At 65.6% G+C, this 21,697-nt stretch carries 21 protein-coding genes and 1 tRNA gene; 12 read left to right on the forward strand and 10 right to left on the reverse strand.

What is annotated here, in order from left to right:
• From JDO7802_RS17950 to JDO7802_RS08775, 5 genes are all read left to right on the forward strand, one after another.
• A partial coding sequence (locus tag JDO7802_RS17950; RefSeq protein WP_275934853.1) for a glycine cleavage T C-terminal barrel domain-containing protein occupies positions 1-156 on the forward strand: 156 nt, incomplete at its 5' end.
• 16 nt (positions 157-172) lie between these two features.
• Positions 173-532 (forward strand): glycine cleavage system protein GcvH, encoded by a 360-nt coding sequence (gcvH, locus tag JDO7802_RS08760; protein ID WP_055084570.1) that lies wholly within the window; start codon positions 173-175, stop codon positions 530-532.
• Positions 532-879, forward strand: coding sequence for a VOC family protein (locus JDO7802_RS08765; RefSeq protein ID WP_055084571.1), 348 nt, complete (start codon positions 532-534; stop codon positions 877-879). Before gcvH ends, JDO7802_RS08765 begins: the two co-directional genes overlap by 1 nt.
• A gap of 14 nt (positions 880-893) precedes the next feature.
• Complete coding sequence (gcvP, locus tag JDO7802_RS08770) at positions 894-3,728, forward strand: aminomethyl-transferring glycine dehydrogenase (RefSeq protein ID WP_055084574.1); 2,835 nt, start codon at positions 894-896, stop codon at positions 3,726-3,728.
• A 43-nt stretch (positions 3,729-3,771) separates the two neighbouring features.
• Entirely contained in the window at positions 3,772-3,996 is a 225-nt protein-coding gene (locus JDO7802_RS08775; RefSeq protein ID WP_144430561.1) for a hypothetical protein, read from the forward strand.
• A gap of 128 nt (positions 3,997-4,124) precedes the next feature.
• Here the strand turns inward: JDO7802_RS08775 and JDO7802_RS08780 are convergent, their stop codons facing one another.
• Positions 4,125-5,396 (reverse strand): DUF2254 domain-containing protein, encoded by a 1,272-nt coding sequence (locus tag JDO7802_RS08780; protein ID WP_055084578.1) that lies wholly within the window; start codon positions 5,394-5,396, stop codon positions 4,125-4,127.
• Between the two features lie 160 nt (positions 5,397-5,556).
• Between JDO7802_RS08780 and JDO7802_RS08785 the strand changes: the two genes are divergently transcribed.
• Positions 5,557-5,632 (forward strand) — tRNA-Ala (locus JDO7802_RS08785).
• Positions 5,633-5,785: 153 nt separating this feature from the next.
• Here JDO7802_RS08785 and JDO7802_RS08790 read toward each other — a convergent pair.
• From JDO7802_RS08790 to JDO7802_RS08810, 5 genes are read right to left on the reverse strand one after another with little or no spacing between them, the layout of a single operon-like run.
• Entirely contained in the window at positions 5,786-6,724 is a 939-nt protein-coding gene (locus JDO7802_RS08790) for an ABC transporter substrate-binding protein (protein ID WP_055084580.1), read from the reverse strand.
• A 37-nt stretch (positions 6,725-6,761) separates the two neighbouring features.
• Complete coding sequence (locus JDO7802_RS08795) at positions 6,762-7,730, reverse strand: ABC transporter permease (RefSeq protein ID WP_055084582.1); 969 nt, start codon at positions 7,728-7,730, stop codon at positions 6,762-6,764.
• Positions 7,727-9,223, reverse strand: coding sequence for a sugar ABC transporter ATP-binding protein (locus JDO7802_RS08800; RefSeq protein WP_055084866.1), 1,497 nt, complete (start codon positions 9,221-9,223; stop codon positions 7,727-7,729). The genes JDO7802_RS08795 and JDO7802_RS08800 overlap by 4 nt, the downstream gene beginning before the upstream one ends.
• On the reverse strand, positions 9,208-10,335 hold the full coding sequence (locus JDO7802_RS08805; RefSeq protein WP_055084583.1) for a Gfo/Idh/MocA family protein: 1,128 nt from the start codon (positions 10,333-10,335) through the stop codon (positions 9,208-9,210). Before JDO7802_RS08805 ends, JDO7802_RS08800 begins: the two co-directional genes overlap by 16 nt.
• Positions 10,332-11,390, reverse strand: coding sequence for a sugar phosphate isomerase/epimerase family protein (locus JDO7802_RS08810; protein ID WP_055084868.1), 1,059 nt, complete (start codon positions 11,388-11,390; stop codon positions 10,332-10,334). Before JDO7802_RS08810 ends, JDO7802_RS08805 begins: the two co-directional genes overlap by 4 nt.
• A 111-nt stretch (positions 11,391-11,501) precedes the next feature.
• On the opposite strand from JDO7802_RS08810, the gene JDO7802_RS08815 reads away from it, so the two are divergent.
• Both JDO7802_RS08815 and parA read left to right on the forward strand, forming a co-directional pair.
• The gene (locus tag JDO7802_RS08815; protein ID WP_055084585.1) at positions 11,502-12,494 is read left to right on the forward strand and encodes a LacI family DNA-binding transcriptional regulator; all 993 of its coding nucleotides are present in this window, start codon (positions 11,502-11,504) and stop codon (positions 12,492-12,494) included.
• 57 nt (positions 12,495-12,551) lie between these two features.
• Positions 12,552-13,190 (forward strand): ParA family partition ATPase, encoded by a 639-nt coding sequence (gene parA / locus JDO7802_RS08820; RefSeq protein WP_055084587.1) that lies wholly within the window; start codon positions 12,552-12,554, stop codon positions 13,188-13,190.
• Here parA and JDO7802_RS08825 read toward each other — a convergent pair.
• From JDO7802_RS08825 to JDO7802_RS08835, 3 genes are all read right to left on the reverse strand, one after another.
• Positions 13,187-15,178, reverse strand: coding sequence for a capsule polysaccharide biogenesis protein (locus JDO7802_RS08825; RefSeq protein ID WP_055084589.1), 1,992 nt, complete (start codon positions 15,176-15,178; stop codon positions 13,187-13,189). The two genes, parA and JDO7802_RS08825, sit on opposite strands and share 4 nt — an antisense overlap.
• Position 15,179: 1 nt before the next feature.
• Positions 15,180-16,319: a polysaccharide biosynthesis/export family protein gene (locus tag JDO7802_RS08830; RefSeq protein ID WP_055084591.1), complete on the reverse strand. Its 1,140-nt coding sequence runs from the start codon at positions 16,317-16,319 to the stop codon at positions 15,180-15,182.
• Between the two features lie 80 nt (positions 16,320-16,399).
• The gene (locus JDO7802_RS08835; RefSeq protein WP_055084593.1) at positions 16,400-17,683 is read right to left on the reverse strand and encodes a capsule polysaccharide biogenesis protein; all 1,284 of its coding nucleotides are present in this window, start codon (positions 17,681-17,683) and stop codon (positions 16,400-16,402) included.
• Between the two features lie 131 nt (positions 17,684-17,814).
• Here JDO7802_RS08835 and JDO7802_RS08840 point away from each other — a divergent pair, with 131 nt between their 5' ends.
• Positions 17,815-18,417: a riboflavin synthase gene (locus JDO7802_RS08840; RefSeq protein ID WP_055084594.1), complete on the forward strand. Its 603-nt coding sequence runs from the start codon at positions 17,815-17,817 to the stop codon at positions 18,415-18,417.
• A gap of 4 nt (positions 18,418-18,421) precedes the next feature.
• On the opposite strand, the gene JDO7802_RS08845 is transcribed toward JDO7802_RS08840, so the two are convergent.
• Positions 18,422-19,045 (reverse strand): LysE family translocator, encoded by a 624-nt coding sequence (locus JDO7802_RS08845; RefSeq protein WP_055084596.1) that lies wholly within the window; start codon positions 19,043-19,045, stop codon positions 18,422-18,424.
• A 119-nt stretch (positions 19,046-19,164) separates the two neighbouring features.
• Between JDO7802_RS08845 and JDO7802_RS08850 the strand changes: the two genes are divergently transcribed.
• The 3 genes from JDO7802_RS08850 (at position 19,165) to ribB (ending at position 21,696) form a co-directional block, all read left to right on the forward strand.
• A complete protein-coding gene (locus JDO7802_RS08850; RefSeq protein ID WP_083481113.1) occupies positions 19,165-19,725 on the forward strand; it encodes a hypothetical protein in 561 nt (186 codons plus the stop codon).
• Complete coding sequence (locus JDO7802_RS08855) at positions 19,722-20,498, forward strand: SDR family NAD(P)-dependent oxidoreductase (RefSeq protein WP_055084600.1); 777 nt, start codon at positions 19,722-19,724, stop codon at positions 20,496-20,498. Before JDO7802_RS08850 ends, JDO7802_RS08855 begins: the two co-directional genes overlap by 4 nt.
• Before the next feature lie 76 nt (positions 20,499-20,574).
• Positions 20,575-21,696 (forward strand): 3,4-dihydroxy-2-butanone-4-phosphate synthase, encoded by a 1,122-nt coding sequence (ribB, locus tag JDO7802_RS08860; protein ID WP_055084603.1) that lies wholly within the window; start codon positions 20,575-20,577, stop codon positions 21,694-21,696.
• Position 21,697 lies beyond the last annotated feature (1 nt).

Here is a 21,697-nt window from a genome sequence, read left to right on the forward strand (position 1 = left end):
GGCGGATTTGGGCCCAGCATCGGCGCACCGATCGCCATGGGCTACGTTGTCGCCGAAACGGCGACTGGCGCTATGCTTTGGGGCGACGTGCGCGGCAAGCGCCTGCCGGTTACCGTCACAGACCTTCCCTTTCACACCCCGCGCTACAAACGCTGAACCCCGGAGACACGCGATGAAATACACCGAAGAACATGAATGGCTGGACGACAAAGACGGCATCGTGACCGTCGGCATTACCGGCCATGCGGCGACGCAACTGGGCGACGTGGTGTTCGTCGATCTGCCCGACGTCGGCCAGACCGTGTCCAAGGGCGAGGAGATCGTGGTGATCGAGAGCGTCAAGGCCGCCTCCGACATCATGGCCCCGCTGGACGGCGAGATCGTCGAGGTGAACGACGCGCTGGCCGATGCGCCGGGCCTGGTGAACGAGGATGCCGAGGCCGCCTGGTTCTTCCGCATGACGACCACCACCCCCGAGGAATTGGATGGGTTGATGGACGAGGATGCCTACAAGGACTTCGTCGGCGATTGATGGGTCGCATCGTCCCCAATCTGACGGCCCGCGATTCCGCCGCTTCGGCCGCGTTCTATGCGGCGGTATTCGGCGTGGAGGTCGTGATGGACCATGGGTTCATCGTGACCGTCGCGGGCGAGGGGACGCAGGCCGTTCATCTGTCGCTCGCCCGCGAGGGCGGGTCGGGCACGCAGGTGCCCGCCGTGTCGATCGAGGTGAACGACCTGGATGAAACGCTGGCGCGTGCGCGCGCGGCGAAGGCTCCGATCCCATATGGCCCCGTGGTCGAACCATGGGGTGTGCGCCGCTTTTACGTGACCGATCCCGACGGTCACCTGATCAATGTTCTGACCCATACCGCCTGACACCGGAGCGACCGATGACCAAGCTGACCGACTACGACACATATGATTTCGCCAACCGCCGCCACATCGGCCCGTCCCCGTCCGAAATGGACGATATGCTTGCGGCGTGCGGGGTCGAAACGTTGGACCAGTTGATCGACGAGACGGTGCCCCCGTCGATCCGTCAGGCCGATCCGCTGCCCTGGCCGCAGATGACGGAACACGCGATCCTGGCGCGGATGCGCGATTTGGCATCGAAGAACCGCGTGACCGTCAGCATGATCGGGCAGGGGTATTCGGACACGGTCACGCCGCCCGCGATCCAGCGCAACATCCTTGAAAACCCGGCGTGGTACACCGCCTATACCCCGTATCAGCCCGAAATCGCGCAGGGCCGGCTTGAGGCGCTGCTCAATTTCCAGACGATGGTGTCGGATCTGACGGGCCTCCCGGTCGCGAACGCATCCCTGCTGGACGAGGCGACGGCCTGCGCCGAAGCGATGGTCATGGCGCAACGTGTGTCGAAATCGAAGGCGATGGGATTCTTCGTCGATGGTCGCTGCCACCCCCAGAACATCGAAGTGATGCGCACGCGGGCCGAACCGCTGGGGATCGAGTTGATCGTGGGCAAGGTGGACGATCTGGTGCCCGAACACGTTTTTGGTGCCATCTTCCAGTATCCCGACACGACCGGCGGTCTGCAGGATTTCACCCCGCAGATCGAGGCGCTGCACGGGGCCAAGGCGCTGGGTATCGTGGCGACGGATCTGCTTGCCCTGTGCCTTTTGAAGGAGCCGGGCGCGATGGGCGCGGACATTGCCGTCGGATCGGCGCAGCGTTTCGGCGTGCCGTTGGGCTATGGCGGCCCGCACGCCGCGTTCTTCGCCTGCGCCGACGCCTACAAGCGGTCGATGCCGGGGCGTCTGGTGGGCGTGTCGGTCGACAGCCACGGACACAAGGCCTACCGCTTGTCGCTTCAGACGCGGGAGCAGCATATCCGCCGCGAAAAGGCGATGAGCAATGTCTGCACCGCGCAGGCGCTGCTGGCCGTGATGGCAAGCTTCTATGCAGTGTTCCACGGTCCAAAGGGTCTGCACCACATCGCGACGCATGTTCACGCGCATGCCGTGGCGGTGAAGGACGCGCTGATCGGGGCCGGGTTCGACGTCGCCGAAGGCGCGATCTTCGACACCGTGACGGTGGCCGTGGGCGCGATGCAGGGCGTCATCTGGCAGAATGCGCGCGCCGCGGGCATCACCCTGCGACGTGTCGGTAAGAACCGGCTGACCATCGCCTGCGACGAGATTACAGATACTGAAATCCTGAGCCGTCTTCTGGCGGCCTTCGGGGTGGAGGAGACGTTCGAGCCGCGCGTGGACATCCCTGCCGACCTGCAACGGCAGACCGACTACCTGACCCATCCGATCTTCCACATGAACCGGGCGGAGGCCGAGATGATGCGCTATATGCGCCGGCTTGCCGACCGCGATCTGGCGCTGGACCGGTCGATGATCCCGCTGGGCAGCTGCACGATGAAGCTGAATGCCGCGGTGGAGATGATGCCGGTGACCTTCCCCGAATTCGGCCGCATCCACCCCTTCGCGCCGGTCCAGGACGCCGAAGGATACAAGGAAATGATCGACGAATTGTCCGACCGCCTTTGTGTCATCACCGGCTATGACGCGATGTCGATGCAGCCCAATTCGGGGGCGCAGGGGGAATATGCGGGCCTGCTCACCATCGCGGCCTATCACGCCGCGAAGGGCGATACGAACCGGCGGATTTGCCTGATCCCCACGTCGGCCCACGGCACCAACCCGGCGTCGGCGCAGATGGCCGGCATGAAGGTCGTCATCGTGAAGGCGGCCGAAAACGGCGACGTCGATCTGGAGGATTTTCGCGCCAAGGCCGACGCGGCGGGCGACGATCTGGCCGCCTGCATGATCACCTATCCCAGCACCCATGGCGTGTTCGAAGACACGGTGAAGGAGGTTTGCGAGATCACGCACGCCCACGGCGGGCAGGTCTATCTGGACGGGGCGAACCTCAACGCGATGGTCGGCCTGTCCAAGCCGGGCGAAATCGGTGCGGATGTCAGCCACCTGAACCTGCACAAGACCTTCTGCATCCCCCATGGCGGCGGCGGTCCGGGTATGGGGCCGATCGGCGTGAAGGCGCATCTGGAGCCGTATCTGCCGGGCCATCCCGAAACCGGCGGATCGACCGGGCCGGTATCGGCGGCCCCCTATGGCAGCGCGTCGATCCTGCCGATTTCCTATGCCTACGTGATGATGATGGGCGGTGCTGGGCTGACGCAGGCGACGAAGGTGGCGATCCTGTCGGCAAACTACATCGCCGCCCGGCTCAAGGGATCCTACGACGTGCTCTACGGCGGTCGGCGCGGGCGCATCGCGCATGAATGCATCCTCGACACCCGGCCTTTCGCCGAAAGCGCGCATGTCACCGTCGATGACATCGCCAAGCGCCTGATGGACAACGGCTTCCACGCGCCCACGATGTCCTGGCCCGTGGCCGGCACCCTGATGGTGGAGCCGACGGAGAGCGAGCCCAAGCCCGAGCTGGACCGCTTCATCGACGCGATGCTGGCCATCCGGGCGGAGGTCGACGCCATCGCGTCGGGCGAGATGGACGCGCAGAACAACCCGCTCAAGAACGCGCCGCACACGATGGAGGATTTGGTCCGCGACTGGGACCGGCCCTATTCGCGGGAGGCGGGCTGCTTCCCGCCAGGCGCGTTCCGGGTCGACAAATACTGGCCGCCGGTGAACCGCGTCGACAACGTGGCGGGCGACCGCAACCTGATCTGCACCTGCCCGCCGGTGGAGGATTACCTGGAAGCGGCCGAATAAAAGCGGAACCCTTGGGATGAACGGCTGATTGGGGGATATGCGCATGCTTATCCCCCTTCTGTTCGTCGCCACGCCCGCAATTTCGCAGGACATTTCCGCGCCGGAAGCCGGCAGCACCATCGAGACGGAGCATGTGCTTCCGGGCGCCTCTGCCGGTATGAAGATCCGTCTTAAGGGTGTGGTCCTCACAATCGAGGACCTGGAGATCGAACTGATCCTCGATCCACAGGACGGCGAACCGATCCTCGGGCCCGGAGCCGAAAACTAGGGCTTCGGCCCGGACAATCGCTCAAGGTTTTGAGATGGGATCTTCGCCGTGGACCGCGCGTTGGCCGATCTTGGTCCATGCCCCTGCGGTGCCGATGCGAGATATTTGACCTCCATGTCGGAGGGAAATCACCTTGATGTGACCACCTCGGTCGGCTGCTCGCTCTGTCTGCCCATCGCTCGAAGCCTCACCTTGTCCTGCTCCAGGGGCAAGCTCTGGCTGGCATAAGCCACGGCGCGGGAGGCGATCGCCCGCGCGGCGCGCGCCATGTCCTGATCCGCGTGCTTGGACAATTGCGCAAGGTTGTCCTGTATGGCGATCTGCACTTCCAGAAAGGCCGCGCCGTCGCGCGCGATGGCCTCGAACGCGGCATCCAGCAAGTCGCGCGGTGACATGGCCGGAACCCGAAGACGTGGATAATCGACTTCCTCGGCCTCCTGTTCGGGCTCCCATTCGGACAGGATCGTCATCTGTCGGCGCAGGATGTGCACGGCCGTGCCTGGATCGTTGACCGCCGGGGACAGGGCGCGTTCGGCGCCTTCGGTCAGCACCGTCATGCCGAAGACCGGGTTGGAGGTGAAGGTCGCCTGACTGCCCAGGATCATCGTTGCGCTCATCTGGGACTGCATCTTGGTCGTCAGACGCTCCGTCTCGATCGACATAAGCGTATCGCCCGGCAGCAGCCAGTCGCCCGGAACGGCCCGCACGTGCACGATCGCATCCGCCTGCTCGGCCAGTTCGGCCAATTGCTTCGTGTCGATGGCCTGAACGAAAACGCATCGGTTGGCGCGCACGTCGATCGCGTCAGACGGCACGTCGACCGCGGCCCGCCCGCCCATGAACGGCGACCCCAGCCGGTCGTGCAACGCCTCCACCGTCTTGGCTTCGATCCGGTCGGCCGTGGATTCAAGCGTGCCGAGCGACGACAGCTGCGACACCCAGCGTATCGTTGACCAGACGACCCGCGCGATCACGAAGCCCACGACGACATAGAGCGCCGCGAAATCCTCCGTGTTATAGAAATCGGCCTTGATGATGAAAATCGACGTCAGTGCAAAGACAAAGGCGCTCAGGTACGTCGCGAGGATCGAATGGATCAGACCGTCGCTGCGCAGCAACCGGTGCGCTCTGGGCGTGACGACATTCGCCGCGTTGTGATGCGCGCTGACCATCGCGGTAAGAGAGAATGTCGACACCACGAGCATGGAATTGGTCAGGATCGACACGAGCTGCGTGACTGCATCCTCGTCGATGCGGTCCGCGAAAGCCTGCGGGATCAAGGGGCTGAAGAATGGCGTGACCACCGCCACAACGACAGCGAGACCGCACATCAGTGCGATCCGCGACCAGATTTCGTCCCAAAGGCGGCTGAAGTTGAAAATTGACTTAAACAAAGACATTGGCGACGGCGCTCCTGACAACAGGGGATAACGTCCGGCGCTGTGGCCGGGGTTCCGTGTCCTTGCACGAAACGCGTGCTTTGGCGATGGCGGGACGGTGTCGATATCGCACCGCCGCGCGCTTGACGTCCCAAACCGGGCGGCGCATATGAGCGCCGTTGGGGTCGTAGCTCAGTTGGTAGAGCGCGTCGTTCGCAACGACGAGGTCAGGGGTTCGATTCCCCTCGGCTCCACCAGCCATTCTCGGCGCGGCCGATGAATGACAGTGCGCGAAAAAGTCCGATGCAATCGGGCGCGCAGCGACACCCGGATCAAGTCACCCTCCGCCATCCCAATCCCATAAACCAAAAGGGCCGCCCCGAAGGACGGCCCCCTCTTTTACGTCTCAATCAAAACGGGCTGTCGGGATAATAGAAGTCCAGCGCGTTGTCCTGTGTCACCAGCACCGATCCGATGGTGAAGGTGCCCGCCACCGGTGCCGTCGAGGTAAGGCCCACGGCCGTCATCTCGATCGCCGTGGCGATCATCGAGGGCGGATAGGTCACGTTCGCCGGGATCATCTGGTCCCCGTCGGCCGTGCGCTTGATCATCTCCTTCATGCCGGCCCCACCCAAGACGAACTGGATGTCGTCGCGGCCCGCCGCCTCGATGGCGGCCAGAACGCCGATCGCCATGTCATCGTCCGAGGCCCAGACGGCATCCAACTGCGGATGTTTGGACAGGAAGTCCTGCATGACGGTGAAGCTGTCGTCGCGGTTCCAGTTGCCGTGCTCCATATCCACGATTTCGATGCCCGATCCCTCGATGGCCGATTGGAAGCCATCGACTCGTTCGTTGTCGATGGTCGTCGGAATGCCGCGCAGCGCGACGATCTTGCCGCCGTCCGGCATTTTGGAGACCATGTATTCGCCCGACACGCGCCCGAAGCCGGGGTTGTCGCCGGCCACGTACAGATCCTCGATCCCATCCTGCGCCAGCCCGCGGTCGACGACGGTGACCCAGGCCCCAGAGTCCGCGACGGCCTTGACCGGGCCGGTCAGCGGCTCGCTCTCGAACGGCAGCACGACAAGCGCGCTGATGTTGCGCGTCGCCAGCATATCCTCGATGTCATTGACCTGCTTGGACGGGTCCGACGCGGTGGCCAGCACGAAGTCGAGCTGCGGATAGACCTCCTCCAACCGCTCCACCGCCTGTTGCGCGTGGAAGTTCATGCCGCCGGCCCAGCCGTGGGTCGCCGCGGGGATCGACACGCCGATGACCTTCACGTCCTGCGCCATCGCGGGCAGGGCGGTTGCGGCGACGAGGGCCGCGAGTGCGAGATGTTTCATGAATAGTCCTCCCAGTTGGTGTTCTCCGGCGACCTCCTCAGCCGTCGGCCTTGCGTTCCCGCTGCAGGATCACGGCGAGAATGATGATGACCCCCTGGATCGCCCCGTTCAGATAGGGGCTGACCCCGTCGGTCAGGTTCAGGATATTGTCGATGAGGCTCAGGATCAGAACACCGATGACGGTGCCCCAGACACGCCCGAATCCGCCCTTGAGCATGGTGCCGCCGATGATGACGGCGGCGATCGCCTCCAATTCCCACAGGACGCCGGTGGACGAGGAAGCCGAGCCAAGGCGCGGCACATACATGATGGTCGCCACACCAACGAGGATACCGAGGAAAACGTAGGTCAGCATCCGCACCCGGTTGACGTTCACCGAGGAATAGCGCGCCACCTGATCGTTGCTGCCCACCGCTGCCGCGTGCCGCCCGAAGGCCGCGCGGCGCATGATGACTTCGCCAAGGGTGGCGACGAGCGCGAAGACGATGATGGGCCAACTGATGCCAAGGATGCCGTCGTAGTAGATCGGGCGGATCACCGTGCGCATCCCGAAGTCGAGGCTGAGCGTGCCACCGTCGGCAAGCCAGGTCACCAGGGAACGGTAGATGCCCATCGTGCCCAGCGTGACGATGAAGGCCTCGATCCGCATGGTGGTGATCAGGAAGCCGTTGACGAACCCCGCGATCGTGCCGGCCAGCAGGGCGGCCAGCATCCCCACCAGGACCAGGGCGACGCCCGGCCCCAACGTCGGCAACAGGCCGTTCATCACCAGGATCATCAATCCGGCAATGAACGCCGCCATCGACCCGACCGACAGATCCAGCCCTCCAGACGTGATCACGAAGGTCATGCCCACGGCAATGATTCCGATGAAGGCCGAGCGCGACAGGACATTGGTGATGTTGCCCGCGCTCAGGAAATTGGAATTGAGCAGCGCGCCGACGACGATCAGGGCGACAAGCGCCAGGATCGGGCCCAGCACGCGAAGGTCGAGTTTCGCGCTCATGCTGCGTCCTTTCGGCCGTCCAGGCCGGTCGCCAGGCGGATGATGCGATCTTCGGTGATGGTGTCGCCCGAAAGCTCTCCGGCGATGCGGCCTTCGCGCATCACCAGCACACGGTCGGACAGGCCAATCACCTCCTGCATCTCCGAGGAGATGACGATGATCGACTTTCCCTCTGCCGCCAGCGCGTGGATGAATTCGTAAATCTGCTGCTTGGTGCCGATGTCGATGCCGCGCGTCGGCTCGTCGATGATGACGATCTTCGGCTGGGCCAGCATGGTCTTGGCCAGCAGCAGCTTTTGCTGGTTGCCACCCGACAGGTTGCCGACGGTCACGGCGCGGTGCGGCGCGCGGATGTCGAAATCCGCAATGGCGCGGGTCAGGGCCGCATCCTCGGCCGTCTCGTCGATCAGCAGACCGGTGAAATCCGACAGCGATTGCAGCGTCAGATTCTCCCGCATTCCCTTGGAGAGCAGCAGCCCGCGCTCCTTTCGATCTTCGGTCAGATACGCGATGCCGGCATCCAGTGCGGCACGCGGATTGGGGAAGGGTGCCTTGCCGTTCACCGACCCGGTTGCGGCGCGCAAGCCGACCAACCCCTCCATCGTCTCGGTCCGCCCCGCACCTATCAGGCCCGCCAGGCCCAGGATTTCGCCATCGTGTAGATCCAGGTCGATGCCATCGGCATATCCCGGAACAGTCAAGTTTCGAACGGTCAGGACCTTGTCGTGGCCAACCGCTCGCGTTCGCACAGGGTAAAGCGACGACACATCGCGCCCCACCATCGCCGTCGCCATCGCGTCTTCCGTCATGTCCTCCGCCGGATGCTGCCCGACGACCCACCCGTCCCGCAGGATCGTCATGCGGTCGGAAATGCGTTTTACCTCGTCCAGCTTGTGGGACGTGAACAGGATCGCGACGCCGCTCTCGCGCAGGCGATCCACCTGCGTGAACAGGCTTTCCGCCTCGCGCGCGGTCAGGACGGCCGTCGGCTCGTCCATGATGAGGACACGGGCATCGCGCGACAGGGCTTTGGCGATTTCCACCATCTGCTTGTCGGGGTTGGAGATGTCGCGCACCGTCGCCGTGGGCGACACATTGCAATCCAGACGCTTGAGCAGCGCCGATGCCTTGTCGCGCATCGCCCGCTTGTCCAGAAACAGACCCCGTTTCATCTCGTGGCCCAGAAAGATATTCTGCTCCACCGTCAGCTGTTCGGCCAGATTGAACTCCTGATGGATCAACACGACGCCCGCGGCTTCCGCTGCCTGACTGTCGGCAAAGGTAACGGCGCGGTCATTCAACAAGACCTGACCGGCGGTCGGTGCCAGGTAGCCCGACATGATCTTCATCGTCGTGGATTTGCCGGCCCCGTTTTCGCCGATCAGGGCGTGAACCTCGCCGGGGGCCAGCACGATATCGATGCCGTAAAGCACCTGCACCGCGCCGAAACTGCGATCGACCTGTTTGAGCGTAAGCTTCACAGGTCGACCCAGGCCGCGTTCTTCCGGGAGGACCGAACGCAGGCATCTATGAACCGCACACCCTTCAGCCCGTCGTGGACCGTGGGCAGCAGGTGATCGGGTGTGTGGCCGTCGCGATGGGCGACGATCAGGTCGGCGGCTTGGGAATAAAGGTTCGCGAACCCCTCCAGATATCCTTCGGGGTGGCCGGGCGGGATGCGCGTGCCGGTCGTTTCCGTGACCCCCGCGCCGCCGCGCGTCAGCTTCTGCGTCGGATGCCCGAAGGATGTGAACCACAGATAGTTCGGGTCTTCCTGCGCCCAGTCCAGCCCCCCTTTTTCGCCGTACACCCGTAGGCGCAGCCCGTTCTCGTTCCCGGGCGCCACCTGGCTCGACCACAGCATTCCGCGCGCGCCGCCGGCGTACCGCATCATCACATGGACATTGTCATCCAGACGCCGTCCTTCGACAAATGTATGGAGGTCGGCGGCCAGACTCTCGACCTCCAGCCCCGCCACGAAACTCGCCAGGTTATAGGCGTGGGTGCCGATGTCGCCGACGCAGCCGCCCGCGCCCGACCGCTCTGGGTCGGTGCGCCATTCCGCCTGTTTCAGGCCCTCGTTCTCTGCCGCTTCGGTCAGCCAATCCTGCGGATATTCCACCTGCACGACACGGATTTTGCCCAAACGGCCCGAGGCGACCATCTCGCGCGCCTGCCGCACCATCGGATAGCCGGTGTAATTATGCGTCAGCACGAACAGCGCGTTCGACTTTTCGACCGCCGTAACCATCTTCTTGGCGTCCGAAAGCGTCGATGTCAGCGGCTTGTCGCAGATCACGTGGATACCACGTTTCAGAAACTCCCGCGCCGCTGGGAAATGGACGTGGTTCGGGGTGACGATCGCCACGGCCTCGATCCCGTCCTTCAACCGCGCCTCGCGCTTGGCCATTTGCGCGTAATCGCCGTAGCAGCGCGCTTCGGCCACACCCAGTTCGGCACCCGATGCCTTCGACTTTTCAGGCGTTGAGCTGAACGCACCGGCGACCAGCTCATACCGGTCGTCGATCCGCGACGCGATGCGGTGAACGCCGCCGATGAACGCCCCCGCCCCGCCGCCGACCATGCCCAGGCGGATACGAGTCATCGGTCCAGTCCCAGCATCGCCCGGTTCGCCGCATCGTCGGCCCCCCCCGACGCAAAATCGTCGAAGGCCTTGTCGGTAACATTGATGATATGGTCGCGCACGAAGGCCGCACCTTCGCGGGCCCCGTCCTCGGGGTGCTTGATCGCGCATTCCCATTCGACCACGGCCCAGCCGTCGAAATCATTGGCCGCCATCTTAGAGAACACGGCCCCGAAGTCGACTTGGCCGTCGCCCAGACTGCGGAACCGTCCGGCCCGGTCGACCCACGGCTGATAGCCACCGTAAACCCCCTGGCGCCCCGTCGGATTGAACTCCGCGTCCTTGACGTGGAACATCTTGATCCGGTCTTTGTAGATGTCGATGTTGGCGAGATAATCCAGACACTGCAGCACGTAATGCGACGGATCGTAGAGCATGTTCGCGCGCGGATGCTGGTTCACGCGATCAAGAAACATCTCGAACGTCACGCCGTCGTGCAGATCCTCGCCGGGGTGGATTTCATAGCAGACGTCGACGCCCTGATCCTCCGCGTGGTCCAGAATGGGCCGCCAGCGTTTCGCCAGCTCGTCAAACGCGGCCTCCACCAGCCCGGCGGGCCGCTGCGGCCACGGATAGACATAGGGCCAGGCCAGCGCGCCCGAAAACGTTACATGCTGATCAACGCCCAGGTTGCGTGACGCGGTGATCGCCATCTTCACCTGATCGACCGCCCATTCCTGCCGCGCCTTGGGGTCGCCGTGCACCGAAGGGTCCGCGAAACCGTCGAACGCCGTGTCATAGGCGGGATGCACCGCGACCAGCTGGCCCTGAAGGTGCGTCGACAGGTCCGTCACCTCCACCCCATTCTCGGCTGCCTGACCCTTGAAGGTGTCGCAGTAATCCACGCTCTCCGCGGCTTGATTCAGGTCGAACAGTCGTGCGTCCCAACTGGGCACCTGCACGCCGGCATAGCCGCAATCGGCCGCCCATTTCGTGATGGCATCCCAGGAATTGAATGGTGCCTCGTCGCTGGCGAATTGTGCCAGGAACAGGCCAGGGCCCTTGATGGTTTTCATGGTCATCCTCCCGTGGTGACCCGGCGTCCTCCCCGACCCGGGTCATCATGTAATCGTTTACATGGCCGAAGACCTCTGGCAATCCTTTTCTATCCGGGGGACACGCCCACGATGGAAACCAAAGCCCGCATCGCCGACGTGGCCCGTGTCGCGGGTGTGTCGACCGCCACGGTCAGCCGCGCATTGTCGCTGCCCGACCGGGTGGGGGCCGAAACACGCGACAAGGTGCTGCGCGCCGTGGCGCAGACCGGATACCGCGTGAATTCGGCCGCCCGCGACCTGCGTTCACGCCGGGCGCGGGCGATTACGGTGCTGGTCCCGAACCTCGCCAACACGTTCTTCAGCCGCATCATCGCATCCGTGCAGGAAGTGGCCGACGCCGCGGGCCTTACGGTTCAGATTTCGGACAGCATGGTCGAAGGCCCGCGTCTGCACACCTTCGGGCGCGACGGCCGATCCGACGGGATCCTTCTGCTCGACGGAACGCTCGACGCGCAGACGGTCGCGGGCTGGGGCGTGCCGGTGGTGATGGTCTGCGAATGGCTGGACGCACCGGGCATGCCGGGCGTGGGCACCGACAACGTCGCGGGCATCGGCCTGGCCGTCGGGCATTTGGCGGCGTTGGGCCACCGCGATATCGCCTTTCTGGGGGGACCGGCGGGCAATGTGTTGTCGGACGCACGCGGGCAGGGGTACGTCGATGCGATGGCCCGGTCGGGCCTGACGATCCGCCCGCAGGATCGTCTGGACGGGGATTTCACGATGGAAAGCGGGGCCCGCGCCGCCCATGTCTGGGCTGCCACGCCGGAATCGGCAACCGGCGTCGTCTGCGCCTCCGACGAATCCGCGCTTGGCTTCATCAGCGAATGCGACCGGCTGGGCCTGCGCTGCCCCGACGATGTCAGCGTGGTGGGCTTCGACGACATCGAATTCTCGGATCGGTTCATCCCGCCGCTGACGACCGTGCATCAGCCGCGCGCCGCGTTCGGGCGGCAGGCGGCGGAACTTCTGGTCGCCGCCCTTCAAAACGGCGTCCCCCTTCCGACGCAACGCACGATCATCGCGTCCCACTTGGTCGTGCGCGGCTCCACCGCGCGCCGTTGACGTTTGGTCGCGTCTGACGCATCGTCACGCCGCACCGCAGCATCGTCGGGGGATTCCATGGCGACCATCATCACCATCGCACAGCAGAAGGGCGGGTCGGGCAAGACGACCTTCACCGCGCACGTCGCGTGCGAACTGGCCGCGCGGGGGCACCGCGTCGCCCTTCTGGACGTCGATCCGCAGGGGTCGCTGGGCCGCTGGTTCATGACCCGGTACGAACGCACCGGGGGATTGAAGGGGGATATCACCTTCTCAACCTCGTCGGCCTGGGGCGTGACGTTCGAATGTTCCAAATATCGCGACGACTACGATTTTGTCCTGATCGACACGCCCCCCAAGATCGACAATGACCTGAAGCCCGCGCTGCGAATCGCCGATCTGGTGCTGGTGCCCGTCTCCGCCTCTCATGTGGACCTCTGGGCGACCGAAGGCGTGCTGGACCTGGCCGAACGGGAGGGGAAGCGCGCGCTTGTCGTGCTCAACCGGGCCCGGTCGGGAACCCGCCTGTCGCATCAGGTGCTGGACGCGATCGCCAAATTGAACGCCGACCCCGCAAAGACGGTCCTCAATCAACGCGTCGCCTACGCGGAAGCCTTGGGTCATGGGCAGGGGGTCTGCGAATTTCCGGGGGCCAAGGCCGCTGCGGACGAAGTGGCGAAACTGACCGACGAGATTCTGGCGCGCCTGGACCCTTAGCGCCACAGATGGGCATAGGAGGCGAGGGCCCCCTGCGCCTTGGCCAAGATCCGGTTCGCCGGGCCGGGGGACGGAACGGGACCATGCGTCAGCCGGTGCACGATTGCCTCCACCGGGGCGGCGGTTCCCGTCACCGGGTCGTAGTATCGCGGGTAATCGATCAGGACCGCGTGGATCAACGCGGTCAGCGACGGGCGGGCCGCCTTGCGTCGTGCCGGTGTACGTCCAAGATCCGCCGTCAGTCCCCAGCCCGCATAGAACGGCGCGCCCAGCGTGGTGACCGGCACCTCGCGCAGCAGCGCCTCGAACCCCAGCAGCGATGTCATCGTCCAGACGGCAGCGGCCCGTTCGATCAACGCGACCGGGTCCGCCTGTGCCGCGACCAAATCGGCATCTGCGGCATCGATCGCCCCGTCACGCAGCCCCGCCTCCACGTCCGGGTGGGGCTTGTAGACGATAAGGGCATCGGGGTTCGCCCGGCGCGCCGCCGACAGAAGAGTTGCGTTGTCGGCCACCTCCGACGTGCCCAGCCGGATCGACGCATCGTCGGCCACCTGACCCGGCACCAGAAGGATCGGGCCGTCCGGCAGATCGGGCAGGGACCGCGCCAGATTATATTTCGTCAGTCGCGCGGCAACGATCGCGCGGCGCAGGTCGTCGGCACGGCGCAGGGCCCCGGGCGGCATGCGGCTGGCGCGGACGATGGCATCCTCCAGATCCGACGGACGGGACGGGTCAAAATACATGCCCCTGCGGTCCAGCACCAGCGACATCGGCGGAATCAGATCCGCGCCAAGGCCCCGCGACCGCAGAAACCCGTCTTCCAGGCGGGTGACATCCGCCGCAGGGGACAACTGGTTCAGATCGGTCATCGGGGCCTCCGTCGCCGCACCCCAGGCCAAAGCACGACACGAAGGATCTTCGCGGTACGTCACCGCTTTCGATAGAAACCGCCGCAACGGCGCGCGTTTCCACAGGCGCATATCGGGGGCGGACCAGCCGTCCCGATCCTCCCGCCAGGCGCGGGCACGCGCCTGCAGGATGCGCACGACGTCGATGGGCGCGCAAAGCCGGTCGCGGTGCGGGTCATAGAACTTCGGATAAAGCACCATCGCCCCCGCGATCAGCTGCGTGCGCGACAATTTGCGGTGACGACGATCCAGCGGATTGCGGTCGTCGTCCAGACCCCAACCGGCATAGAACGGCTGCCCGAAGGTGACGGGTCGATGGCCGTGCAGGATCGCCTCGAACCCCATCTGGCTGCTGACGGTATAGACGCGCGTCGCCCCTTGCAGCAGCGTCGCGGGCGGGATCGGTCGGGTTTCCAGCATCGCGCCGAAGACGGCGTCGGCGTCGGAATAATGCCCTTCGCGGTGGCCAGCGGCAGTTTCGGGGTGGGTCTTGATGACGATGCGCGCGCCGGGGTTCTCCTCCCGCGCGATCAGGAGCATTTCGCGGAATGTCGCCTCCGATGCGTTGCCCAACCGGATCGACGCGTCGCCGCGCGTCTGATCCACGACCAGCACATAACCGGGGTCGGGCGGGGCCAGGTCGGTCCGGGTGGCGGCGTATTTCGTGACACCCGAGGCGGCCCATTCCTCCATCAGCGCCCGCGTTCTCGCGATCAGGTCGCCGTCGTCGAAATCGTGGGTCGCAAGCAGCGTTTCCAATTCCGACGGGGTGCGACTGTCGAAATATGCGCCGTGCCGGTCCAGGGTCAGCGACAGCGTCGGCTCTCCGGCGCGGCCGGGATGCAGGGATCGCAGAAACCCGTCCTCCACCCGCAGGATCGGCGCGTTGAGCCGTGCCGCCACCGCCTCCGCCCGCGCTGCCGTGCCGGCGTGACCCCAGGCGGCCACGACCTCGCCCTTGCGGGGCAGGCCGGGTTTCAAATCGACGCCCGCCAGCCAGGCGATGCGGCGGATGCGATGTCCGAAGAACCCGCCCGAGACGAAGCGCGCCGTAAGCGGCGTCCCGGACGGGGCCATGTCAGAGGCCGGTAACGGTGTTCGCAGCACTCGTGACCGTGCCCAGCGACCCGAACAGCGCAGAGACGGAGCGGTTCCATGCCACGATCGGCGCTTCGGTCACATAGATGGTATCGCCGTCGCGGATGACAAAGTCGCGCGCGTCGAACATGCCGTTCGGCTCCGTCAGGTCCAGGACATAGACGACCCGCTGCGTCCCGATCAGATCGTCGCGGCCCATGACGGCGGCGGCGATTTCCTGCGGCTCGTTGCGGAAGACGAAGACGCCCGTGGGGTTGGCCAGGTTCGCGTTCAGACCGCCGACCTGCGCCAGCGCCTCGATCGCGGTGATGACCTCGGTCTCGAATTCCAGCCGGTTTTGCGTGCCCGTGGCCCCTAGCACGGAAAACGCGCGGGTGTCTTCTTCGACAAAGATGGTGTCGCCGTTGCGCAGGGCGATATCCATGCCGGGGTTCTTGAACAGGTCCGACAGATACGCGGTTTCCGTCCGATTGCCGCGCTTGACGTTGACCAGCGCGATATCGGGTTCGATCGCGACGCCACCTGCGGCGGCGATCATGCCCGTCAGGGTGCGGGTGGGCCGTTCGATCGGAAACACACCTTGCGTGGCCGTGCCGCCAACGACGTTCACCGTCGCCCCGTCCCCCGCCAGACGGCGCACGACGACCTGCGGATCGGGGGTCTGTTCGTCCAGACGGCGGGTGATCAGGCGGCGCAGTGCCTCGGGCGTGTTTCCGGCCGCGCGCAGACGCCCGGCGTAGGGGATGAAGATCATCCCCGACGCATCCACCTGCACCTCGTCGATCAGGGATGCCGATGCGCCGGCATTGGTCAAAAGCCCGTCCTCGACGTTTTCATAGATGATCAGGCCAAGGGTATCGCCCGGCCGGATCGTGTCGGCACCAAGCAGGCCCGCATGGGCGAATTCGCTGCTGAACCCCAGGGCCGGGGTGACGGCCGTGGCCGCGGTGACGCGGGGGTTGACCGCGACGATGAAGGCGTCGCCGCCATTCAGGACGCTGCCTTGAAAAATCTCTCGTTTATTGGGGCCCGACCGGGGCAGCGTCCCGCAGGATGCCACCAGGGTCAATGCCAGGAACAGGGCGATGGATCTCGCCGTCCGGGTTGCCTGCTTGCTCACGTGCTCTGCCTTTCGTTCCGCCCCTTGCCGTCCTGCGAAGGTTGTCCTTCGTCCGGGCGCGGGGCTTCGGGTTTCCGCGCCTATCCTGACACGACTTTCAAGTTCTGCCGGGGCGCGGGTTTTCCCGTCGCCAGGCGATCGTAGGGGTCGAGGTCGGACAACATCATGTCCACCACCTGACGCAGCAGCTGTCGCCGCCCGCGCGAGGAATAGAAGCCGCCGGCCACCTGACTGGTTTCCAGCAGATAGTGGCGGTAATCGCGGTATGCGCGGCTGTCGGGCCGCTGCGGATCGGCGAAGAATTCGTCCAGCGGCTGATCGGACACGAACTCGGGCTTGTCATAGACCGACCGGCCCAGCGCCTTGACCGGCAGACCGCGCCACAGCGCCTGTTGGGCAGCGGTCGAATTGACCGTCACCGCAGACCGCGCCTCGTTCATCAGGCTGGCCAGTTTGCCGCCCCGCAGGTAATGCACCCGCCCGTCCAGACCGTAGTGCTGTACCAGGCGTGTGATCGTGGCGCGCACCGGCGCGCGGCCATCCTCCAGCGGATGGGCCTTGAGGACCAGATGGTGATGCGTCGGCGCGCCCTTGGCAAAGCCGTCGACCACTTCCTCCAGGAAGTCCGTCATGGAGGCATAGGGCGAATGGGCGCGAAAACTGGCGTCATGCTCCAGCTGCATCAGGCACAGGTGATAGGGAAACCCGCCATGGGTGATCCGCCGGGTCGAAATCTTCCGTTCCAGCGCGGTGAACGGCATCGTGACCAGGCGGCGCAGATACAATCGGAATTCCTTGAACACCGTGATATCCCGGTGGGAGCGGTAACGAGCATAGCGGCCAGGCCGCGACACCACGAACCAGTGGTAAAGCATCCCGTAGAACACGTGATGGCGCATGTCGCCCCAATGGGCAGGCGCGTCGGGCAGGTCGAGGTCCAGTTCGGCCAGCGCGGCCCGCATCTGCGGCACGGTCTTGTCCATCAGGCGCGAATGGGCGTTTGACCCACCGCGTTCATAACTGACCCACCAGGGCCGCAGATAGCCTTCTTCAAAGACGTGGACGGTGATGTCGCGCCGCCTGGCGACCTCGATCGCATCGGCGTGGATCGCGCGGACGTCGCCGTAGAGCACCAGATCGGTGATGCCTTTCGCCCCCATCAGCGTGTCGCAGGTCGCGGCCCAGTCGGTAGCGTCGCCCTGAAACGGGATCAACGTCCGCCGATCGGACCAGAATACCTCATCCCCCCGGTTGAACCCCACGCGCCACGTCTCGCAGCCCGCCGACCGCAGCAGGGCTGCCAATCGGTGGAAAAAGGGCCCGTGGGGCCCCTGCAGAAACAGGAATCGGCGCGTTGGACGCATTTCGCCCCTCGGAATTGTTCGCCCTTTTATCCGACGCCGCGTTGGCAGGGGAAAGGCGCGTTTGTGTCACGATTGGGGCACTTGCGGCCCGGGCGACACGGTTCTAGCTGAGGATGACAGGAGGATCGCCCATGTTCACAGGCATTGTAACAGATATCGGAACGATCCGCGCGCTGGAACGTCGCGGCGACCTGCGGGCCCGCATCGGCACCGCCTATGACCCGAGCGGCATCGATCTGGGCGCGTCCATCGCCTGCGACGGCTGCTGTCTGACGGTGGTGGACCGGGGGGCCGACGACAGGGGCGGCTGGTTCGACGTCGACGTCAGCGGCGAAAGTCTGTTAAAGACCGCGCTGGGTGCCTGGGACGTCGGCACCCGCATCAATCTGGAGCGCAGCCTCAAGGTCGGGGACGAATTGGGGGGGCACATCGTGTCGGGCCACGTCGATGGCACGGCCCGCATCCTGTCGATCACGCCGGAAGGCGATTCCAAGCGCTATCTGTTCGAGGCACCCAAGGCCCTGGCCCGCTTCATAGCGCCCAAAGGATCCGTCGCACTGCAGGGCACATCGCTGACGGTCAACGAGGTCGATGGCGCGACCTTCGGCGTCAACCTGATCCCGCACACGCAGGAGGTGACGACATGGGGCACCATGGCGGCGGGCGATGCCGTCAACCTGGAGATCGACACTTTGGCCCGTTACGTCGCACGCTTGGCCGAAGCCGGGGGCTGACGCGTCAGGTCAGGCGCGCGGTCAGGATCTTCACGCCCGCCGCCCCGAAAGCGGCGGCGAAGACCGCCTCGAACGGGCGGCGCAGGCGGACATAGGTCCGCGTCATCGCAGGCACAGAAAACAGCAGCGCATAGCCGTGGAACGTCAGCGCGCTCTGCACCCCGACGGCGGCGATCACGATCGCCAGATCGGCGGGGGCCGCCCCGGGCGGAATGCCGATTGCGTAAAGCGATCCGAAGAACAAAACCGCCTTGGGGTTCGTCAGATGCAGGGCCAGCCCCTTGAAGAACAGGCCGCGCGCGGTCCCCGACAGCGCCGTCGTCGCAAGGGCCCGACGCGATAACGCGGACCGCGCCGATTTGAACGCCAGCCACATCAGGTACCCCGCGCCGACATAGCGCACGACCTCGAACATCCAGGCATTCGCCAGCATAACCGCCCCCAGTCCGAACGCCGCCGCGACCGACCACGTCAGGGATCCGCAGGTGATCCCCGCCGCCAGCGCCAGCCCCGCGCGCCGCCCCCCACCGGGCGACATGGCTGTGCCCGCGATGGCCAGCGTCGCCGGTCCGGGGCTGGCCCCCGCAACCAGGGCCGCCAGCAGGATCAGGGTCAGGTCGATGTCCATGGTGTCGTCCCTTGCGGATCTGCGGCTCCGGCCAGTGAAGCCGACAGCGCCCCGCCTGTCGACTGACCGCGTCGCCCGGTCGGGGTTGCAAGGGGCGGGACGGCATGCGCCAATGCGCCATGACCCGTACATTCCCCGGCATCGGCCATAACTCCGGCCAGGACTTCGATGGCTACACCGGTCGCCTGCACCAATGGCGCAAGGCGCGCCGCGCGCTGATCCCGAACACCATCCCGGTGGAGGTGGTGCGGACGCGCCTGCGCCGGGCGGCGGCGATCGGGCTGGATTACGGCACCTACGCCTCGATCCGCGCGGGCACGGGGCGCGACATTGCCGCCCTTTTGTTTTCGTCCAACGCGCTGGGCATGATCCGGCAGGCGGAAATGGACGCAACGAAATCCGCCAAACTTGCGCGCGTCGCGGCCGATCGCGGCGTGTTGGTCCACCGCCCCTGGGTCGCGGCGGCGATCCCGCCCCTCGACTTTGCCGCCGAAGCCCCGCTTTTTACGGAAAGTTGGAGCGATATGCGCGCCCGGCTGCGCACCGTCCTGCGCGACCGGAACGTGCCGGCGGATGCCGTTCTGCTGGTTGGCGACACGGCGTTCGAGGCAAGCTGGTGCGCGGCCCTGCGCGCCGGCGGCTACCTGACTTCAGACAGATATTTCGGAGCGGCCCCATGACACGCGACACCCCCCTGGCCCTGATCACCGGCGCATCGGGGGGAATCGGCCGCGCCTTCGCCGAAATCCACGCGGCACGCGGCGGCGACCTGATCGTCACCGCCCGCAGGCAGGCCGAGCTCGACACGCTCAAATCCGCGCTGGAATCGGCGCATGGCGTCTCCGTCACCCCCGTCGCCGCCGATCTGGGCACGCCCGAAGGGTTGGCGACCGTTCTGGCCGCCTGCGAAGGGCGCGAGATCGGCATCCTGATCAACAACGCGGGCTTCGGCGGGCGCGGTGATTTCGTGACGCGGGTCATCTCCGACGACCTTGCCATGATCGACCTCAACATCGGCGCATTGGTGCAATTGTGCCATGCCGTGGGGCAGCGCATGGTCGAACGCGGATCGGGTCGCATCCTGAACGTCGGCTCCACCGCCGGAATGATGCCCGGGCCGCTGCAGGCGACGTATTTCGCGACCAAAGCCTTCGTGAACAGCTTCTCCCAGGCGCTCGACGACGAAATGCGGCCCAAGGGCGTGACCGTCACCGTCCTGGCCCCCGGATATGTGGAGACGGGCTTCGCGTCGCGCGCCGACCTGTCGGACACGCCGCTGACCAAATCGGGGGCGACCCCGCAGGATGTCGCCAGCTTCGGCTACGACGCGATGATGGACGGCAGGCTGCATGTGGTGAACGATGCGAAACTGTCATTCCTGACCAATTGGGTGATCCCGTTCCTGCCGCGCCGCCGCGTGCTCAAGATGGTGCGCGACATGCAGACCAAGTGAGCGGATCTGCCGCCCCGTCGCCTCTGGCCCTGACGCGCAACGACGGCTAGGTCTGGGACCGCAGCAGGAGGTGCCCATGGCCGAACCCATCCCATTCGAAGCCCCCGGACCGGTGGAATCCGAATCCCGCGATGTCATCTCCTCGGTCGAGGAGATCATCGAGGACGCGCGCAACGGGCGCATGTTCATTCTGGTCGATCACGAAGATCGTGAGAACGAGGGCGATCTGGTCATTCCCGCACAAATGGCCACACCCGACGCGATCAACTTCATGGCGACCCACGGGCGCGGCCTGATCTGTCTGACGCTGACGGGCGACCGGATCGACGCGCTGGGCCTGCCGCTGATGGCGTCGCAGAATTCCAGCCGCCACGAGACGGCCTTCACCGTCTCGATCGAGGCACGCGAAGGCGTGTCCACCGGCATTAGCGCGGGCGACCGCGCCCGCACCGTTTCCGTGGCGATCGACGCGTCCAAGGGCGCGGCCGACATCGCCACGCCGGGCCATGTTTTCCCGCTGCGCGCGCGCGACGGCGGCGTTCTGGTCCGCGCGGGCCACACCGAGGCGGCGACGGACATCGCGCGGCTGGCCGGGCTGAACCCCTCGGGCGTCATTTGCGAGATCATGAAGGACGACGGCGGCATGGCGCGCCTGCCCGACCTCGTGGCCTTCGCGCAGCTGCACGGGCTGAAGATCGGGACGATCAGCGATCTCATTTCCTACCGCCGCCGCCACGACAACTTGGTGAACGCCGGCGAGGCGCGGCCCGTCACGGCCAAGGTGGGCGGCGAATGGCTGATGCGGATCTTCACCGACGAGACGATGGGGGCCGAGCACATCGTCCTGACCAAGGGCGATGTTTCTAGCGACGCGCCGCTGCTGGTGCGGATGCATGCGATGAACCCGCTGGAGGATGCGCTGGGCGTCGGCGACAGCGATCTGGCCGGGGCGATGCAGGTCATCGCCGATGAAGGCCGGGGCATCGTCGTGCTGCTGCGCGACACTGAGATGAAGTTGGACGAAGGCGGCGTTTCCCCGCGCAAGCTGCGCCAATATGGGTTGGGCGCGCAGATCCTGGCCGCCCTCAACGTCCACGAGATGGAGCTGGTGACCAATTCCGGCGCGCCGCGCATCGTGGGCCTTGAGGCTTATGGCCTGACCATCACCGGCACGCGGCCCATCCCGAAGGACGACTGAC

This window comes from Jannaschia donghaensis (genome assembly GCF_001403795.1).
In the GTDB taxonomy this organism is placed as follows: Bacteria; Pseudomonadota; Alphaproteobacteria; order Rhodobacterales; family Rhodobacteraceae; genus Jannaschia; species Jannaschia donghaensis.

What these genes read in the sequence shown, in the direction of transcription:
- JDO7802_RS08850 (WP_083481113.1), top strand. Translation starts at nt 19,165, where the DNA reads ATGACCCGTACATTCCCCGGCATCGGCCATAACTCCGGCCAGGACTTC.
- JDO7802_RS08825 (WP_055084589.1), bottom strand. Translation starts at nt 15,178, where the DNA reads ATGGCCCCGTCCGGGACGCCGCTTACGGCGCGCTTCGTCTCGGGCGGG.
- JDO7802_RS08775 (WP_144430561.1), top strand. Translation starts at nt 3,772, where the DNA reads ATGCTTATCCCCCTTCTGTTCGTCGCCACGCCCGCAATTTCGCAGGAC.
- gcvP (WP_055084574.1), top strand. Translation starts at nt 894, where the DNA reads ATGACCAAGCTGACCGACTACGACACATATGATTTCGCCAACCGCCGC.
- JDO7802_RS08810 (WP_055084868.1), bottom strand. Translation starts at nt 11,390, where the DNA reads ATGAAAACCATCAAGGGCCCTGGCCTGTTCCTGGCACAATTCGCCAGC.
- JDO7802_RS08780 (WP_055084578.1), bottom strand. Translation starts at nt 5,396, where the DNA reads ATGTCTTTGTTTAAGTCAATTTTCAACTTCAGCCGCCTTTGGGACGAA.
- ribB (WP_055084603.1), top strand. Translation starts at nt 20,575, where the DNA reads ATGGCCGAACCCATCCCATTCGAAGCCCCCGGACCGGTGGAATCCGAA.
- JDO7802_RS08855 (WP_055084600.1), top strand. Translation starts at nt 19,722, where the DNA reads ATGACACGCGACACCCCCCTGGCCCTGATCACCGGCGCATCGGGGGGA.
- JDO7802_RS08790 (WP_055084580.1), bottom strand. Translation starts at nt 6,724, where the DNA reads ATGAAACATCTCGCACTCGCGGCCCTCGTCGCCGCAACCGCCCTGCCC.
- JDO7802_RS08805 (WP_055084583.1), bottom strand. Translation starts at nt 10,335, where the DNA reads ATGACTCGTATCCGCCTGGGCATGGTCGGCGGCGGGGCGGGGGCGTTC.
- JDO7802_RS08845 (WP_055084596.1), bottom strand. Translation starts at nt 19,045, where the DNA reads ATGGACATCGACCTGACCCTGATCCTGCTGGCGGCCCTGGTTGCGGGG.
- JDO7802_RS08795 (WP_055084582.1), bottom strand. Translation starts at nt 7,730, where the DNA reads ATGAGCGCGAAACTCGACCTTCGCGTGCTGGGCCCGATCCTGGCGCTT.
- JDO7802_RS08840 (WP_055084594.1), top strand. Translation starts at nt 17,815, where the DNA reads ATGTTCACAGGCATTGTAACAGATATCGGAACGATCCGCGCGCTGGAA.
- parA (WP_055084587.1), top strand. Translation starts at nt 12,552, where the DNA reads ATGGCGACCATCATCACCATCGCACAGCAGAAGGGCGGGTCGGGCAAG.
- JDO7802_RS08815 (WP_055084585.1), top strand. Translation starts at nt 11,502, where the DNA reads ATGGAAACCAAAGCCCGCATCGCCGACGTGGCCCGTGTCGCGGGTGTG.
- gcvH (WP_055084570.1), top strand. Translation starts at nt 173, where the DNA reads ATGAAATACACCGAAGAACATGAATGGCTGGACGACAAAGACGGCATC.
- JDO7802_RS08765 (WP_055084571.1), top strand. Translation starts at nt 532, where the DNA reads ATGGGTCGCATCGTCCCCAATCTGACGGCCCGCGATTCCGCCGCTTCG.
- JDO7802_RS08835 (WP_055084593.1), bottom strand. Translation starts at nt 17,683, where the DNA reads ATGCGTCCAACGCGCCGATTCCTGTTTCTGCAGGGGCCCCACGGGCCC.